15 protein-coding genes are annotated in these 16,513 nt (G+C 62.6%); 9 read left to right on the top strand and 6 right to left on the bottom strand.

Features of this window, described 5'->3' with window-relative positions; translation table 11 throughout:
- The 4 genes from H9Q09_RS21110 to H9Q09_RS21125 form a co-directional block, all read right to left on the bottom strand.
- On the bottom strand, window positions 1-189 hold a 189-nt coding region (locus tag H9Q09_RS21110; protein WP_210315458.1), incomplete at its 3' end, for a hypothetical protein.
- A gap of 745 nt (window positions 190-934) precedes the next feature.
- Window positions 935-1,120 carry a hypothetical protein gene (locus tag H9Q09_RS21115; RefSeq protein WP_187392694.1) on the bottom strand — a complete coding sequence of 62 codons (186 nt, stop codon included), beginning with the start codon at window positions 1,118-1,120 and terminating at the stop codon, window positions 935-937.
- A gap of 198 nt (window positions 1,121-1,318) precedes the next feature.
- On the bottom strand, window positions 1,319-1,762 hold the full coding sequence (locus H9Q09_RS21120) for a BLUF domain-containing protein (protein ID WP_024350027.1): 444 nt from the start codon (window positions 1,760-1,762) through the stop codon (window positions 1,319-1,321).
- A complete protein-coding gene (locus tag H9Q09_RS21125; protein ID WP_187392695.1) occupies window positions 1,759-3,384 on the bottom strand; it encodes an EAL domain-containing protein in 1,626 nt (541 codons plus the stop codon). The genes H9Q09_RS21120 and H9Q09_RS21125 overlap by 4 nt, the downstream gene beginning before the upstream one ends.
- An 834-nt stretch (window positions 3,385-4,218) precedes the next feature.
- On the opposite strand from H9Q09_RS21125, the gene H9Q09_RS21130 reads away from it, so the two are divergent.
- Entirely contained in the window at window positions 4,219-4,710 is a 492-nt protein-coding gene (locus H9Q09_RS21130) for a TIGR02444 family protein (RefSeq protein ID WP_187392696.1), read from the top strand.
- Window positions 4,711-4,716: 6 nt separating this feature from the next.
- Here H9Q09_RS21130 and H9Q09_RS21135 read toward each other — a convergent pair whose 3' ends face one another.
- A complete protein-coding gene (locus H9Q09_RS21135; protein WP_187392697.1) occupies window positions 4,717-5,307 on the bottom strand; it encodes a UbiX family flavin prenyltransferase in 591 nt (196 codons plus the stop codon).
- Window positions 5,308-5,397: 90 nt separating this feature from the next.
- A complete protein-coding gene (locus H9Q09_RS21140) occupies window positions 5,398-6,306 on the bottom strand; it encodes a LysR family transcriptional regulator (RefSeq protein ID WP_210315459.1) in 909 nt (302 codons plus the stop codon).
- Window positions 6,307-6,429: 123 nt separating this feature from the next.
- Here H9Q09_RS21140 and H9Q09_RS21145 point away from each other — a divergent pair, with 123 nt between their 5' ends.
- The 8 genes from H9Q09_RS21145 to H9Q09_RS21180 all read left to right on the top strand — a co-directional run bounded on the left by H9Q09_RS21145 (window position 6,430) and on the right by H9Q09_RS21180 (window position 16,478).
- On the top strand, window positions 6,430-7,848 hold the full coding sequence (locus H9Q09_RS21145; protein WP_348646344.1) for a UbiD family decarboxylase: 1,419 nt from the start codon (window positions 6,430-6,432) through the stop codon (window positions 7,846-7,848).
- A 120-nt stretch (window positions 7,849-7,968) separates the two neighbouring features.
- Window positions 7,969-9,450, top strand: coding sequence for an aldehyde dehydrogenase family protein (locus tag H9Q09_RS21150; RefSeq protein WP_187392700.1), 1,482 nt, complete (start codon window positions 7,969-7,971; stop codon window positions 9,448-9,450).
- On the top strand, window positions 9,447-10,208 hold the full coding sequence (locus H9Q09_RS21155; protein ID WP_187392701.1) for an SDR family oxidoreductase: 762 nt from the start codon (window positions 9,447-9,449) through the stop codon (window positions 10,206-10,208). The genes H9Q09_RS21150 and H9Q09_RS21155 overlap by 4 nt, the downstream gene beginning before the upstream one ends.
- Before the next feature lie 62 nt (window positions 10,209-10,270).
- Window positions 10,271-11,254 carry a TRAP transporter substrate-binding protein gene (locus H9Q09_RS21160; protein WP_187392702.1) on the top strand — a complete coding sequence of 328 codons (984 nt, stop codon included), beginning with the start codon at window positions 10,271-10,273 and terminating at the stop codon, window positions 11,252-11,254.
- Window positions 11,255-11,409: 155 nt separating this feature from the next.
- On the top strand, window positions 11,410-11,961 hold the full coding sequence (locus tag H9Q09_RS21165; protein ID WP_187392703.1) for a TRAP transporter small permease subunit: 552 nt from the start codon (window positions 11,410-11,412) through the stop codon (window positions 11,959-11,961).
- A 15-nt stretch (window positions 11,962-11,976) separates the two neighbouring features.
- Window positions 11,977-13,239 carry a TRAP transporter large permease gene (locus H9Q09_RS21170; protein WP_187392704.1) on the top strand — a complete coding sequence of 421 codons (1,263 nt, stop codon included), beginning with the start codon at window positions 11,977-11,979 and terminating at the stop codon, window positions 13,237-13,239.
- A 206-nt stretch (window positions 13,240-13,445) separates the two neighbouring features.
- The gene (locus H9Q09_RS21175) at window positions 13,446-14,549 is read left to right on the top strand and encodes a TAXI family TRAP transporter solute-binding subunit (RefSeq protein ID WP_187392705.1); all 1,104 of its coding nucleotides are present in this window, start codon (window positions 13,446-13,448) and stop codon (window positions 14,547-14,549) included.
- A 21-nt stretch (window positions 14,550-14,570) separates the two neighbouring features.
- A complete protein-coding gene (locus H9Q09_RS21180; protein ID WP_187392706.1) occupies window positions 14,571-16,478 on the top strand; it encodes a TRAP transporter fused permease subunit in 1,908 nt (635 codons plus the stop codon).
- Window positions 16,479-16,513 lie beyond the last annotated feature (35 nt).

A 16,513-nucleotide genomic window follows, 5' to 3' on the forward strand; every position in this document is an offset into this window, starting at 1 on the left:
GTAATAGTCGTGATGGCGATAGCGCGGCCGGTCATCGATCACGATCACCGGTTCGGCATAGACCGGCTCCTCGTAGATCACCCCCGAATAGGTCTCACTGTAGTAGCCGCTCCCGGCAACACAGCCGGTCAGCATCAGGGCGCCAAGGCCGATGGCGGCGTATTGTAGTAAGCGCTTGGTGGCTCTCATTTCCCGCATCCTGACAGGCTCCACGCGCAACGCGCTGCGAGTTCTGACAAACTCGTCAAGGGACGAAAATCAAGTATGCGCACGCAAAAGCAAATACCGTAGCGGCAGCGTAACAGCCATAAGTGACGACGTCGTGGGCACGGTCTGTCTTCAGCTCGCGAACGGGTCGGTCACGCATCGTCATTGCTCCTCTTGGTTGCCATGAGGAGTAAGCCCCGGACTGGGCGCAATTTCGACGGGCCAGGAAAAAGCGAACGACCTGGTTAGCGAAGCGTAAACGCTGCGCGCGGAGGCTCGCACAACCGACAGCTTATCTTATAACGCTCTGCCTGTGCCGAGTGCACGGTTTTCGGCCAACGCGAGCGGAGCGCAGCGATGGTTATCGATGGTCGGCAGAACAAAGCGGCTCGGGCCATTCTCGGGTGGAGAGTGAGAGAAACGGCGGACGCTTCCGGGGCCCATTGTTATTCCGCCCTTTTATTGCGGCTCGCTGTCAACTCCCGCTTTGCTGTCAACTCCCGCTTTGATGTCTGCGCGGGGGTCAGGGTCCTTCCGAGGTCGCTGCCTCATGATGGTTTTTGGGGGGAGCCTCGATGTGTGCAACGACATCAGATACCTGCGTCAGCCGAATGACCGAGGTCGAATTTCGTCCTGTGACCCAAATAAATCATGCGGCCTGAACGGGGGTGCGCTCGACACAGGCCGTTTGCCAATCATACTAATCTGGGATGTCGCCAGATTGCTGCTATGTTGGCTGTTTCTTTTCCGGGCTGATGCGCTGAGCTGCGACCACCTCGTCGAGCCGGGCAAGCTTTTCGGCGAAGATGTCCGGAGAACTGGTCTCAATGTTCAAGCCAGCACGGGCCGTCAAGAAGCGGCGGACATCCGGGTTTGCTGCGAGGACCAAGACTGCGTTTCGTAGGGTCGCCATCGTATTTTCCTAGCGCATCGCGCTACACAATTTCTGTTCGCAGCTAATCAATGGCACGCGATCGCAACAGTTCCACGTATCTCTGATAATTCGCCAATAATTATACCCATTTGGGTCGTATGGCTTGCTCCGTATCAAGCGGCTCTTTGTTGGCGCCACCATCAGATGCATCGCCTGCACGAACAATATCTATAGCCGTCAAACTGCGGCATTCTCTTCGGCAATCGTCAGGTCACGAAGGATCTGATGGATACGATCACCGTCCATGCGACTGGGATCGAACGCCGTTGCTCGGGCAACATCCGCAAATCGCGCCGCATCGTCCAGCGATGAGCCTACGAAGGCCATCGACCAATTCTCGAAGGTGCGAGTGGTCGTCGGCTGGAAGGCCAGCAGCGAGACGTCGCCGTGCCTTTCGTCCTGTTGGATACGCTCAAACGTCTCTTCGAGAGCGTCCATCGGACCTTCTAGAATCTGGGCGAAGCAGCCCGAGTTGAACATCAGCGCGCCGGTGACCCCGGCTTGCAGATTGTTTTCCTGGCTGGTTGCAAGGATTTGCTGGACCGCGTCACGCAGTTCCGTATCGTCCGCCACCATACGGTTGCGGCTGTAATAGACCAACTTGTGGAGGTCGTTGCTCATGCGCAGAGGTCTTTCGTCAGCTTCTTTTCGAGGAACGAGTTGATGGCACCAGCGCCCATTGGACGTCCGGTGAGATAACCTTGGACCTGCGTGCAGCCCTCGTTCCGAATTCGGGTTAGTTGGTCTTCAGTCTCGACACCTTCAGCTGTTGTCTTCATACCTAGACTGGCGCCAATGCTTGCGATGGCTTTGAGGAGGGCTCCGCAATTGTTGCTCTCATCCGCGCCGCGGACGAAGGACTGATCGATCTTGATCTTATCGAACGGAAATTTCTGGAGGTAGCTGAGCGAGGAATATCCCGTGCCGAAATCGTCCATCGAAATCCGAACGCCGATTTCCTTGAGTTGCCGCAGGGTCGACAACACCATCTCCGTATTGTCGATCAGGGAGCTCTCGGTGATTTCCAGTTCGAGCAGCTCCGGCCTCAGACCGGATTGGGAAAGCGCGGACAGGACCGTCTCGACAAGGCCGCCGCCGCGGAACTGTACGGCGGAGATGTTGATGGCTATGGAGATGTCACCGGGCCAGGATGAAGCCTCGTGACACGCGGTTCGGATCACCCATTCGCCGATCGGCGCTATCAGGCCTGTTTCCTCGGCCAGCGGTATGAAGGCGAGCGGCGAGACGCGGCCACGTTTGGGGTGGTTCCACCGCAGGAGTGGTTCAAAGCCGACAGGGCAATCGGATGAGAGGTCGATCTGCGGCTGGTAATCGAGTTCGAACTCTCTCAGCGCCAGCGCCCTGCGCAGATCGATCTCGAGAGTCCGCCTCTCCTGCATTGCCATGTCCATTGACGGCTCGAAGACCGCGAAGCACCCTCGGCCCGCGCTCTTCGCCTGATAGAGAGCAAGGTCTCCACTTCGCATCAATGTGTCGGGATCCGATTCCCCATCGGACAACATGACACCGATACTCACACCGATATTCACCGTATGCCCACGCAGGACGTAGGTTCGACCGACGAGATCAACGAGACGCTTGGCCAACGCCTCTGCCGCTTCAACGGTTTGTACACCCTCTTGGACAATGACGAACTCGTCGCCTCCCACCCGCGCGATGAGATCACTCTTCCGGCATGCGGACTGCATCCGTTGGACGACCTTTCTGAGAAGCGCGTCACCGATGGGATGGCCTAAGGTATCGTTGACGATTTTGAAGCGGTCGAGGTCGAGACAATGCACGGCGACCTGAAGCTCGTCACGACGAGCATTCTCGAGAGCGGTGCTCAGCCTCGTCAAAAGTTCCTTGCGCCGTGGGAGTCCCGTCAGGTCGTCTGGAACCTGGTGCTCCTTTAGAATGGTCTGAGCCAATTCAGGGTCGATCGTAAGAAGGAACCCTGCTTCACCGAGAGGCTCGATGCGGACGGGCAGGACACTGCCAATGACTGTACGGATCCAGTCGTGCCGCGCCGGACCCGCTGTAGAGTAATCGCCGGCGGCGTTAGCGAGGAGAAGTGATCCGACATCGTCGCTGATGACATGCTTCCCGAGTACCGCCTCCGCTCCTGCACTGGCAGCGACAACGGTGCCGTCTTCGTCGAGAACGAGAACGGGTACCGTCAGCCGAGAGATTGCCGCGTCAAGAAGCCCTTCGCGTGCTGGGATAAATTGACGTGTTTGCATTACGGCGGAACCCCGGAATTCGCGATACCGCACCTTGCAGGGATAACAGTAAAAGCTCGGCTAAGATTACGACCGAAGCAGTGAGCTTCACTTCACCCACGGGGTTGCGCCTAGCCAGTCGTCAGATGTCGATGGCCGTCCATGAGTCCTCAGCCTTTGGCAGCCGTCCTTGCGTCCGGTTGCGCTTCGCCAAATCATCGAAGTACAGCTCGATGAGCCCTGAACGGGTGAAACGATCATTCAGCCTAGTTGAATGTCTTATATTTATTGCCACAGGATGCAGTCGAAACGTACTACTGCCCTTGCAGGTCGTACGTGACCGCATCCAGGCCGCATCTGGTTTAGGCTTCGGCTGCCTTTCGCAACCAACCATCGGATCGAAGCTGCCCCCTATCGGATTGTCACTCGGTTTCAAACCAACGTCCGCTTCTGGGATATTGTCAAGGTTCTTCGAACGACCGGAAAGGGCGCTTAGCTGCCGCCCCCAGCCGCAATCGAGCCTTTGCCGATCCCATAACCGAGCGCGGAACTGCGACGTTCACGCACAAAATTTTCCATCCGACTGGCGGACGGAACGGGGCGGCTGCCGTACGAGTGCGAGGAGCCCCGGTACAGGGGATGCGCAGTTTATATGCGCAGCAAACCCCGTTCGGTGTCGGGCGTAATGCGTCATAGCGGTACGATCGGACGCATGACCTGCCAGTGCGGCGACCCTAACTGGCACCATGATCTGCTTTGCGGTTGCGAGCGCGATATGCCGCGTCGTGTAGAGGGCGATCCGCTATATCGCGGGGAAGCGCCTAAGCCGCGCATTGCAAACAGGATTGCCGCCCGATGAGCGCTTCGAAAGACGTCTTGCCGCTTTGGGAGTGGACATTGAAGCGCTACCGCCGCAACGGTGTCGCACAGCTTTGCCTGGCTCAGCAGGAGCGTTACGGCGCCGACGTCAATCTTCTCTTCCTAGCCCTTTGGCTCGGGGCCCGCGGACAGAAATTAGGCTCGCAGGACGATCCCGCCGCGATAGTCGCGGCATGGCACGAAACCGTCGTCATGCCACTTCGCAGTGCGCGTCGCGCAATGAAAGGCTGGCCAATGCCGCAGGACGGCCCGACGCATAAGGACCGCGACAGCGTCCGGGCAAAGATTCAGGCGGCAGAGATAGAGACAGAGCGGCTGGAACTCGCTCTCCTGGCAAGCTGGGCGGCTAGCGCCGTGTTGGCCGAGGCCGAGGCCGGTGTCGACACAGCCCTCAACAATCTTCGCCGCGTCCTGCCCATGGCGGCCGACGACCCCGACCTGGCGCGGCTGGCGGAACTTTGCCGCTGAGCTACGTCAATTTCCCGTATCTTTCCAGCGCCGTACCGTGCCAAGATCGATGTCGAAAAGATCGAGAACCCTGCCGATCGTATGGTCGACCATGTCCATTAACGACAGAGGCTTGGAATAGAAGGCGGGAACCGGGGGGGCGATGATCGCGCCCATCTCCGACAACTGCGTCATCGTCCTCAGGTGGCCGGTATGAAGCGGTGTCTCCCGCACCATCAGGACCAGGCGTCGCCTCTCCTTCAGCATAACGTCAGCCGCACGGGTCAAAAGCGTCGACGTCACTCCACTGGAGATTTCCGACATCGAACGGATCGAGCAGGGCGCGACGATCATCCCCATTGTCCTAAAGGAACCCGACGAGATCGAGGCTGCGATGTCTTCCTGCCGCCATGCCACGTCGGCAAGGGCTCGAATAGCCGCAATCTTCATGTCGGTCTCGTAGGCTGCGGTAACCTCCGCCGAGCGCGACATGACGAGATGCGTCTCGATGGGCGTCTTGCGCAAGAGTTCGAGCAGTCGGATGCCGTAGATCGTCCCCGATGCGCCGGAAATGCCGATAACAAGCCTTCGGGTTGGCACTTTCGCGCTGTCGGTCATCGTCATTTCCCATGATAGTCGAAATCGAGGTGACCACGCGGGCGTCATCACGGTCCAACGGTTTCCCGCAATCGCCTTGATAGCGTAGCGCTATGGGCTCGACGCGATGGCCTGCGCGAGTTTGGCGCTGACCTCGATCATCCGTTCCCGCAACTCCTCTACGAACAGCTGAGCCGCCGGCCCTAGCGGCCGCGCCGTGTTCGAAAGGCAGACAAGCCGCCGGGGGACGGAGGGCACGATCGGGTGCATGCGAAGCCGGCCGGTCATTAGCGCGCGGTGCACGGCGATCGGCGGTAGGATCGTGGCAAAGCCGCTGTCGGGCAGAAACTCTTCGATGGTCTTCAGTTCGTCGAATTCGATATGCGGGACGAGCGTGATGTCATGAGCGGCGAAAGCGGCATCGATGATCAGCCGCAACCCGTGACGATGCGAGGGAATGACGAGATCGCGCTCGCCCACCTCCCGAGGGTGAAGCGTCGGAGGCAGTAGGGGATAGGCGTTGTCGCAGATCAGCGCCAGATCCTCATTGATGATCGGCAACGTGTCGTACCCCCGGCCGCCGCGGGATGGCGTATTGACGATCACCAGGTCGAGTTGAGCGGTTCGCAGCATCTCGATCAGGTCGGTGGTGTAGCCGCCGGTCGCGTAAAGCGTCACTTCGGGATAGCGCCTGTGAAAGATCCGCAAGGTTTCGGACAAGGCGTTGTTGGCGACCGAGGAGACGGCCCCAACCGCGACATGGCCTTTCACCACTTCCCCGCTGATCGTCAGGGCGCGACGCGCCTGCTCGACTTCGCGCAATATCGGCAGAAAGCGGCGATAGGCGCTCTCGCCGGCATGGGTCGGCACCATGCCTTTGGGCGTACGGTAGAATAGCTTTTGTCCAATCGCTTCCTCGAGACGTGCCAACTGCACGCTGACGGCGGGCTGCACGATGTTCAGCCTCTGCGCGGCGCGGGTGACCGAGCCTTCCTCGTACATCGCGACGAAATAGCTCATCTGTCGCAGGTCCATCGGCGCGCCCTCCCATAGCGCATCGATATCGATGCCATCATATCAAATTGTTGGCAATGATACCTCCCACCGCTTTAACCTCCGAAGATGGCAAGGGAGGAAGCCAGGGTGAACCAGACGGCCAACGGGTCACGGCCCGATCAACGACAGGCTCGGCAAGCCTATCTCGACCTGCGCAGCTGGCTGAAGCGGCTGGAGGAGACGGGGCGGCTCGCTATCGCGCGGCGGGAAACCAACCTGCAGTTTGCGCTGGCCGGCATCGCCAATCGCAATGACGGCGAACGCGCGACGGTCTTCCCCCACCCCTCCGGCCATTCCGGATCCGTCGTATCCGGGCTCCTGTCGCAGCGCGCCTGGATGGCCGAGGCGCTCGGCATCGCCGAGGACGAACTTCTCGACCGCTTCCACGATGCCGAGAAGCACCCGCTCACGCCGATCGAGATCGCGGATGCGCGGTGCCAGGAAGTCGTCCACGAAAACGATTTCGATCTCACCGACATTCTGCCGATACCGGTCCACAACGAGCATGACAGCGGCGCCTATATCACCGCCGGGCTCCTCATCTCCGCCAATCCGCGCACCGGGGCCCAGAACGTCGCCATCCACCGGCTGCAGCTTTCCGGCCCGCGCGAGCTCGGCGCGCTGCTGCTGCCGCGCCACACGCTTAGCTTCACCGACGCCGCCGAGGCCGAGGGCGAAGATCTTCCCGTCGCGATCGTTATCGGCGCTAGTCCGGCTTGTCTTCTGGCGAGCCAGGCGATCGTGCCCATCGATTTTGACGAATTGGGCATCGCCGGTGCTCTCTGTGGCGCCCCGCTCGAAGTCGTCCGCTGTAAAGGATCCGAGCTTCTGGTTCCCGCCCGTTCGGAGATCGTCATCGAAGGACGTCTCATGGCGAACAGGCGAGCGCCGGAAGGACCGTTCGGCGAGTTTCCTCAATATTACGGCGAGCGCGACGACCGTCACGTCATCGAAGTCGATCGGGTGACGACCCGCGAGAAACCGCTGTTTCACACGATCGTCGGCGGAGGCCTTGAGCATCTGCTCCTCGGCGGGATCCCGCGCGAAGCGACGATCCTCGCGGCGATGCGGCGCAGCCATCCCGGCGTCGTCGACGTTCATCTGTCCCGCGGCGGCGTGTGCCGCTACCACCTCTACGCCAAACTCAGACGCCGCGAGGCCGGCGAGGCGAAGAACGTCATCCTGGCGGCGCTGGCGGCGCATTACGACATCAAGCATGTGGTCGTGGTCGACGAGGATGTCGACATCCATGATCCGACCGAGGTCGAATGGGCCGTCGCGACCCGCTTCCAGGCCGATCGCGACCTGGTGCTGATCCCCGGCAGCCAGGGCTCGAAGCTCGACCCCTCGACCGACAACGGCCTCGGCTGCAAGACCGGTTTCGACGCGACGGTGCCCGCCTCGGCACCGGAATTCAGGTTCCGCCGCATCCGGGTGCCGGGCGAAGAAGAGATCGATCTCGACGCGGCGCTCGATGCATCGGTCGCCCTTGGCGACATCATGTAGTGACCGGCCGGCCCCGTACCCCAGCCCCATGCGCCGGGCCGAGCTCGACGCTTCGGCGCTCTCCCGCCCCTACCCTCCCCGCGCACACGGGCCGTGCTGCCCTTCAGGAGATCCCGCGCCATGCCCGCTGACCTGCTCGCTCACGCCTGGATCGGTCGACGCATGCTCGCCGGCTCGCGCACGTTTGCCACCGTCAACCCTGCGACCGGCGAACTCCTGGGCCGGGTCGCAGATACCGGGGCCGAGCAGACACAAGCGGCGATCGAGGCGGCGCGCCGGTGTTTTGACCAGTCAGAGTGGGCGCAGTCGCCGCGCCTGCGCCAGGATGTTCTCCTCGCCTGGGCCGCGGGGCTCGAGACTGCCGCCGAGGACGCCGCCCGCTGGCTGACCCTGACGAACGGCAAGCCGCTTGCCGCGGCGCGGGGCGAAATCGCCGCGGCCGTCAGCGAGATCCGCTACTATGCCGGGCTCGCCCGCCACAATCCCGGCCACGCGATGGAGGTTGCACCGGGCGAAGTGTCGGTGATGCTGCGTGAGCCGGCCGGTGTCGCAGGCATAATCGTCCCGTGGAACGCGCCCGCCGTGCTGCTCATCCGATCGCTGGCACCGGCAATCGCGGCGGGCTGTACGTCGGTCGTCAAGCCTGCCCCCCAGACCGCCGCCTTCACCGAGCACTGCCTGCGCCCGCTGCTCGAGCTACCGCAACTTCCCGAGGGAGCCGTCTCGGTTCTGCCGGAAAGCGGTCATGCGGTGGCTCAGGCGCTGGTCGAAAGTCCAGATGTCGACGTCATCTCCTTCACCGGATCGAACGAGGTCGGCCAGGCCATCATGGCTGCCGCCGCGCCGACGATGAAGAAGCTTTCCCTCGAACTCGGCGGAAAGAACTGCTGCCTCGTCCTCGAAGACGCCGACGTCGCGGCGATCGCGCCACGTCTGGCCGCGGCTGCGACGATCATATCCGGGCAGCAATGCACCGCAGCGCGACGCGTCCTCGTCCACGAAAGCCGCTTCGAGGAAGCCAAGGCCGCTTTGGCCGCCGCTCTGGTCGCCATCAGGGTCGGCAACGGTCTCGACCCGGCCACCCAAATGGGCCCGCTGATTGGCGCTGACGCGCGCGACCGCGTCAAGCAGCGCATCGACGCGGTGTTCGACACGGCCGACGAAGTCGTTCTGCGCCACGAGGTTCCGGACGCGGCTCCCCAAGGTTCGGCGTTCCTGACGCCGTCCCTCGTTGCCCATCACGATCCGAAGGCCGACTTCTGCCAGGAAGAGATCTTCGGGCCGATGCTGGTGATCGAGCCCTTCGCCGACGAGCCCGAGGCGGTCGCCAAGGCCAATGACACGGTCTACGGACTGTCGGCTTCGGTCTGGACCAATCGCGGCGACGCCGCCTGGCGGGTCGCGCGGGCGCTCCGCGACGGCACCGTGTGGATCAACGACCACAACAAGCTCTTTGCAGAGGCCGAGACCGGCGGATACCGGCGCTCCGGCCTCGGCCGATTGCACGGTTTCGACGCGCTCCTCGATTTCTGCGAGCTCAAGCACGTCTATCAGAATGTCGGCATCGTCGGCGCCGGAACCAGCGGAGACAATCCTCGATGAACCAACGATTGGCCGGACGGGTGGCGCTTGTCACGGGCGCCGCCCAGGGAATCGGCGCGACCTATGCTAAGGCCCTGGCCGAAGAAGGCGCCAGGGTCATGATCAGCGACATCGTCGACGGCGAGCGGACGGCGGCGGGACTGCGCCAGAAGGGGCTGGACGTTCGCTTCGTGAAGGCGGATGTCAGCGACGAAGCATCCGTCGGCCAGATGGTCGATGCGACGGTCGACGCTTTCGGCACTGTTGACATTCTCGTCGCCAATGCGGCGATCTACGCCTCGCTGAAGATGAAACCCTTCGACGAGATCCCGGTCGAGGAATGGGATCGCGTGATGGCGGTCAACGTCCGGGGCGCCTTCCTGTGCGCCAAGGCCGTCTCGCCCGTCATGAAGAAGAACGGCTACGGACGCATCATCACGATCGCCTCGGGAACCGTGTTCAAGGGGACCAGCGGGTTTCTGCACTATGTCGCTTCCAAGGGCGCGATCGTGGCGTTTTCCCGCGCCCTCGCCCGGGAGCTCGGCGACACCGGAATTTGCGTGAACGTGCTCGCACCTGGTCTCGTGCTGAGCGAACAGGTGGTCGCTAACACCGAGCTGCGCGAAACGCTGAGCGGTCCGGTCATCGCCAGCCGCGCAATCAAGCGGGACCAGCAGAACGACGATCTGATCGGGCCTCTGCTTTTCCTGGCCTCAGACGACTGCGCCTTCATGACCGGGCAGACGGTCGTCGTGGACGGCGGCTCGGTCATGCACTGACGGGAGGAATTGCGCCCAGGCCGCCGGGCGCTGGAGCACAATCAATCAACAGGGAGGAAAGCATGAAACGTTCAATCGGAAAGTTCTTGGTGGGAACCGTCACTGCCTTGACGGTCCTCGCGCATACCGCGCCCACCGAGGCGCGGGACTACCGCCTCGGGACGATCGTTCCCGCGGGCCATCTATGGAATCAGGCTGCGCAGCGGATGAACGACGCGCTGTCCGAACGCTCCGGCGGCGAGGACGGTGTCTCAGTCTTTCCGGCCGGCCAGCTGGGCGACGAGAGCCAGATGGTCCAGCAGCTGCAGACGGGTGCCCTCGACATGGCATTCCTGACCATCGCCGACGTCACCAACCGTGTTCCCGACTTCGGGGCGCTCTATGCGCCCTTCCTGGTCGAGGACGTCGCCGGCGCGAACAAGGTGCTCGCCAGCGAACCGGCGCAGGCCCTTCTCGGCCGGCTGCCCAAGGAGATGGGCGTCGTTGGGATCGACTACGGCATCGCCACCATGCGTCAGATCATGACCAACTTCCCGGTCGACGATATCTCCGACCTCGCCGGCCGCAAGATGCGCATCACGCCGTTCAAGCCGTTCCGCGACTTCTACAATATCCTCGGGATCGCACCGACGCCGATGCCGCTGCCGGAAGTCTACGACGCTCTGGCCAACGGTCAGGTCGACGCGATGGACATCGATCCGGAGCTGATCCTGAACTTCAAGTTCTACGAACGCGCCGACCATCTGCTCCTGACCAACCATTCGATGTTCCCGATGGTCGGCCTGGTCTCGGGCCGCGTCTGGGCGAGCCTGTCAGACGACGAGAAGCAGCGCCTGCGCGAGACGATGCGCGAACAGCTTGCCTGGGTCCGCCAGCAATATGAGGAGCAGGAGCCCCAGATGATCGAGAAGATCCGCGCGACGGGCATTGAGGTGAAGCCCGTGGACCAGAGCTTCTTCCCGGGCGTCGTTGCGAAGTGGGAAGAGATCTGGGCGGATCAGAAGCCCCTTACCGACGAACTGCGCGCCGTCGCCGCCAGCGAATAAAGGCCGTCATCGCCAGCCGGCGCGGCTGCATGGGCGCCGCGTCGGCGAGCGAGCAACGGGGCGATCGTGTAACACCGTCAGGGCCATACGGGCACCCGAGGGCGGTTCACGACGCCGGCGCTCGCCTGTCCCGGTCCCTGTCGGAGGAGAGATGCATGGAACGTGTCCGCTCGTTCAGCGCGCGGGTGGCGCAGGTGGAAATGGCGGTGGCCGCCGTTCTCGCCCTGGCTATCGCCGCCCTGATCCTCGTCAACGTGATCACCCGTAGTATCGGACAGTCGGTCTACTGGGTCGACGAAGCGGCGATCGCAGCGATGGTCTGGATGAGTTTCCTTGGCTCTTCCGCGGCGATCCACTACCGAACCAGCGTCGCGGTCACCATCCTGCCGGACATGCTCGGCAACGCCGGGCGCGCCGGCATGCAACGCTTCGCCGACCTCGTGATCCTCGGTTTCGCGATCTTCCTCGCCTGGGTGACCATCCAATGGTTCGACCCGATCAACCTCGTCGCAGCGGACTTCTCGCTGTCCGACTTCTCCGCATCGACCTTCAATTTCATCTACGAGGAACAGACGACCACGCTCGGGATCCGCAAATTCTGGCTCTGGCTGATCGTGCCGATCTTCTGCCTGACGGTCTCGCTTCATGCGGTCGTCAATCTTCTGACCCCGCCAGGCAACGACCCGGCGGCCCTTCCCTCAGACTAGCCGGACATTGCCGAGATGGTTCCCGCCGCCTTCTTCCTATTGCTTCTGGCCGGTGTGCCGATCGCGCTTGTCCTGGCCCTGACCGCCGCCATCTATATTGGCTGGAGCGGCAATACCCTGCTCTTCCAGTCCTTCCCCCAGCAGCTTTACGGAGGATTGGAAAAATACGGCCTGCTCGCCATTCCCCTCTTCATGCTCGTCGGTGAGCTGATGAACGAAGGCGGCATCACGAAGCGGCTGATTGCCCTGGCCGGCATCTTCGTCGGCTCGCTGAAGGGTGGGCTCGCCTACATCAATCTCGTCGCGAACATGTTCATGGCGTCGATCATCGGATCGACCAACGCGCAGATCGCGGTGATGGGCCATGTGATGGTCCCGGAGATGGAACGGCGCGGATACAACCGGGAATTTGCTGCCGCGGTGACCGCGGCGGGCGGGCTGATGGCTCCGATCATTCCCCCTTCCATGCTTTTCGTGATTTACGGCGTCCTGGCGCAGATCAGCATCGGCGACATGTTCATCGCCGGCATCCTCCCGGGTCTCCTCATGGGTGCGCTCTTCATCGGCGTCGTGGCGCTGATGGGGTTCTTCTACGAATATCCCCGCGGCGATCAGATGTCGCGCCATGAGGCCTGGCGAGCGCTGCTCGGTGCGTTGCCTTCCCTGTCCATTCCCGTGGTCATCATCGGCGGGATCGCGGCGGGGATTGCGACGCCTACTGAATCGGCCGCCCTTGCCGCCGTCGCCGCGATCGTCGTCGGCGCCAGCGTCCACCGCGAATTCCGCCTCTCCCAGGTAGCGGCGATGATGACCCGTCTCGTCGCCAACAGCGCGACCGTGCTGTTTCTCGTCGCCACGGCGAACGTGTTCGGCTGGATCGTCGTCTACGAGAAGGTTCCGCAGACCATCGCAGCCTACATGCAGTCGCTGACGAACGACCCGTTCGTCTTCCTGCTGCTGCTCAACCTCCTGCTGCTCGTCGTCGGCTGCGTCATCGATGCGATCGCCGCGCTGATCCTGATCGTTCCGATCGTCCTGCCGATTGCGGTAGCAGCCTACGGCATCGATCCGTTTCATTTCGGCGTCGTCATCTGCCTCAACCTCGTCCTGGGGCTTCTGACGCCACCCGTCGGCACCGGCCTTTTCGTCGCGGCGAGTGTTTCCGGGTGCAAGGCGACCGACATCGTCAAGCCGCTGGCGCCGTTTCTCCTGGCGACGATCCTGGTGATCGTTCTCCTGGCCTGGCAGCCGGTCTTGACGACTCTGTTCATCCAGTGACGGCAACGGCGAACGTGCCCGGAGCACTTGCTTCCATAGCGCCCGGTTATCAGAACCATCATCCGTTATTATTATGAACACTGGCCTTCCCGGCTTAGCCTTGGGGGCACCAGCATGACACGAGGCGCAGACGCGCAGGGCGAACAGAGGCGTATCGCAGAGCTCTGAGCGCCGCCGGACTGGGCTTGTCACCATAGGGTTCCGCAATGCGCTTCGACCTGGTGAACGATGCATCACCGCATGCTGGCAACAAGCGGTTTCCGAACCGCCAAACCGGGTTGGGAGGCCCCATGACGACTGTTTTCGAACGCTATTCCACGAAATTCCTGACGCCCCTGCTGGTCGGCGCGGCACTCGTAGCCGCAAACGTCCCCACTCATGGGCAAGACGCTCCGGTCAATTTAACGATCGGATCCTTCCAGCAGGGATCCAGCTGGTACGTCTACGCGGTCAATCTCGCGGAACTGCTGCAGGACGAGCTTCCCTCTGGATCGACCATTGACTCCCCGCCGATCGCCGGTGGCGTCGGCAATCCCGCATTGGTCTCCAAAGGCCGCGCCGATCTGGCGTTTGGCATGGCGGTCGTCGGAAGCTGGGCACTTGAGGGCAAGCATGCATATGAAGAGCCACTCGGCAATCTGCGTGCCCTCGTCGGCGGCTGGGATCAATACTACCTCGTCCCCCTGGCCCGTGGCGGCGACGTCGATTCTGAACTCGGCGGCTATCTGAAAACCCATACCGAAGCGAACGTGACGCTCCTGCGCCGCGGCAGCATCGGCTCTTTCGGCGGCGAGCAGCTTCTGAATATCGCCGGCGCCGGCGAGGACGAGCTCACGTCGAGTGGCGGCAGCTACGAATTCGGGTCCTTCGACATGGTCAAGTCGCGCTTCGCCTCCGGTTCGGGCGACGTATTTGTCCAGGTCGGTACTCGGGGTCATCCGGGGATCACCGAGATTGCCCAGACGACACCGTCGACCTTCCTCGAGCCCTCTCAGGAGATTCTCGCCTCGATGCGCGAGAACTATGGCTGGCAGGTCGCGACCCTGCCCTCCGGAACATTTCCTGGCCAGGACGAAGACGTTGATCTGCCGGGCACGACGACGACCCTCTTCACCAGCACCGAGATGTCGGACGATCTTGCCTACAAGATCGTCAAGACGATCTGCGAGAACACCGAGCGCCTGAAGCAGGCTCATAAGGCTTTGAGCGACTTTAGCTGCGAGAACGGCGCCTGGAAGATGGAGAATAACGGCTTGCCGCTTCATGCGGGCGCCGAGCGGTATTATCGCGAGCAAGGCTGGCTGAACTGATTGGCGGCGGATAGCGGACCGATGTCGACGATGGAATCGACGCAGGTGAATCAGCGCGCCTTCGGATGGAACGATCTCCTTAGCCCCGCCGCGTTCATCGCGCTCGCCTGGACCCTCAGTCAGATCGCATTCGCGATCTGGCCGCAGATCGACACGCTCGCGCAGCGCGGCCTCCATGTCGCCTTCGCCGCGTCCCTGGCCTTTGCGATGCTGGCGCGGCAGACGCCTTCGCGAGCCAGCCATGCGTTCTGGCTGACCCTTGCGCTCATGGCGATCGCGCCGGGCATCTACATCGCCTGGAACGCCGCATTTTTCATGAGCGAGCGCATTCCGGGCCTGGACCCGGTTGCGGTGCCCGACTACGTCCTCGGCCTTCTCTTGATCGCGCTCCTGGTTGTCGTGGGCAAGGCGTATCTCGGCTGGGGCCTGACGATCTTCGCCGCCGCCTTCATCGTGTATTTCTTTGCCGGTCCTTACCTTCCCGGCGTCTTCGCGCACCGCTATTCTGGACTCGAGAGCTTCATCGATTCGCAGTTTCTGTCGCAGCAGGGGCTCTTCGGCGTCCCGGTCGGAGTATCGGTTTCGACGGTCTTCTACTTCATCCTCTTCGCCGCGATCTACGACGTCTATGGCGGCGGACGACTTATCATCGACTTGGCGCTGACCCTGACCGGGCGGCGCATCGGCGGCCCGGCCAAGGCCGCCGTCGCCTCCTCGGGATTGTTGGGCAGCGTCTCGGGCAGCGCCGTCGCAAACGTCATGTCGACCGGCATCTTCACCATCCCGCTGATGCGCCGGAGCGGCTACGATCCGCGCTTCGCCGGAGCCGTCGAGGCTGCTGCTTCGACTGGCGCCCAGCTCGTCCCGCCGGTGATGGGCGCGGCCGCCTTCATCATGGCGGACTTCCTGCAGCTTCCCTATCAGACCATCGTCTTCGCCGCGATCCTGCCAGCGGGGGCCTATTTCATCGCGCTCCTGATCATGGTTGATCTCGAAGCGCGACGTCGCGGCGCCAGGCCGGAACAGGGGGTGGTGCGAGCCGGAATCGGCAAAGTGGTGATCGAACGCGGCCATATGCTGGTTCCGCTTTTATGGCTCGCATACCGAATCGTCGCCGGCTATCCGGTCGAGGGTGCGGCGATCGAAGCCTGCGCCGTTACCGTCATGGTCGGGACGCTGCGTGGAGCGACCCGCCAGACCCCGATCGCCATCGTCGAAGGACTGGTGGTCTCGGCACAGCGGGCGGTGACGGTCGCCCTGCCTTGCGCTCTCGCCGGCATCGCCGTCGCGGTCATCAGCTTCACCGGACTCGGCACCAAATTCACCAGCTTCATGGTCACCGTCGCGGCCGGCCAGATCCCGTTGCTCCTCGTCCTGACCATGCTGTCGAGCCTGGTTCTGGGCGCCGGCATGCCGACGACGTCAGCCTATATCATGGCCGCCATCCTGCTCGCGCCGAGCCTTGCAAGTCTCGGGATCGAGCCGCTGGTGGCGCATTTCTTCATCTTCTATTTCGCCATCCTGTCGATGGTGACGCCGCCGGTCGCGCTCGCGGCCTATGCCGCGGCGTCGATCACCGGCGCATCCGCCTCCGAGACCGGTTTGCGAGCCTTTTGCCTCTCGCTTCCGGGCTTCGTCATCCCGTTCGCGGCGGTCGTCCATCCCGGACTTCTTCTGATCGGATCGCCGCTCGACGCCGTATGGGCGATGACGAACGTCGTCATGGGCTTTCTGGCGATCGCCGCCGCGACAATAGGCTGGCTGTTTCGTCCACTCCCGGCCTCTGCCCGGGGGACCTTTCTGGCAGCCGGCATCTGCAGCGTTCTGCCGGGCCTTGTCTCGACGCTCGTGTGTTTCGCGATCATTGCAGGGCTTTGCGCCTGGGCACTTCAGACGCGAGAGCCACGGATCGGGAAAGCGGCTGGATGACTACGTGTCATGCTCTCGCGACCTCCGGCAGCCGC

The sequence above is a fragment of the Aurantimonas sp. DM33-3 genome, assembly GCF_014334315.1.
GTDB lineage: Bacteria > Pseudomonadota > Alphaproteobacteria > Rhizobiales > Rhizobiaceae > Aurantimonas > Aurantimonas coralicida.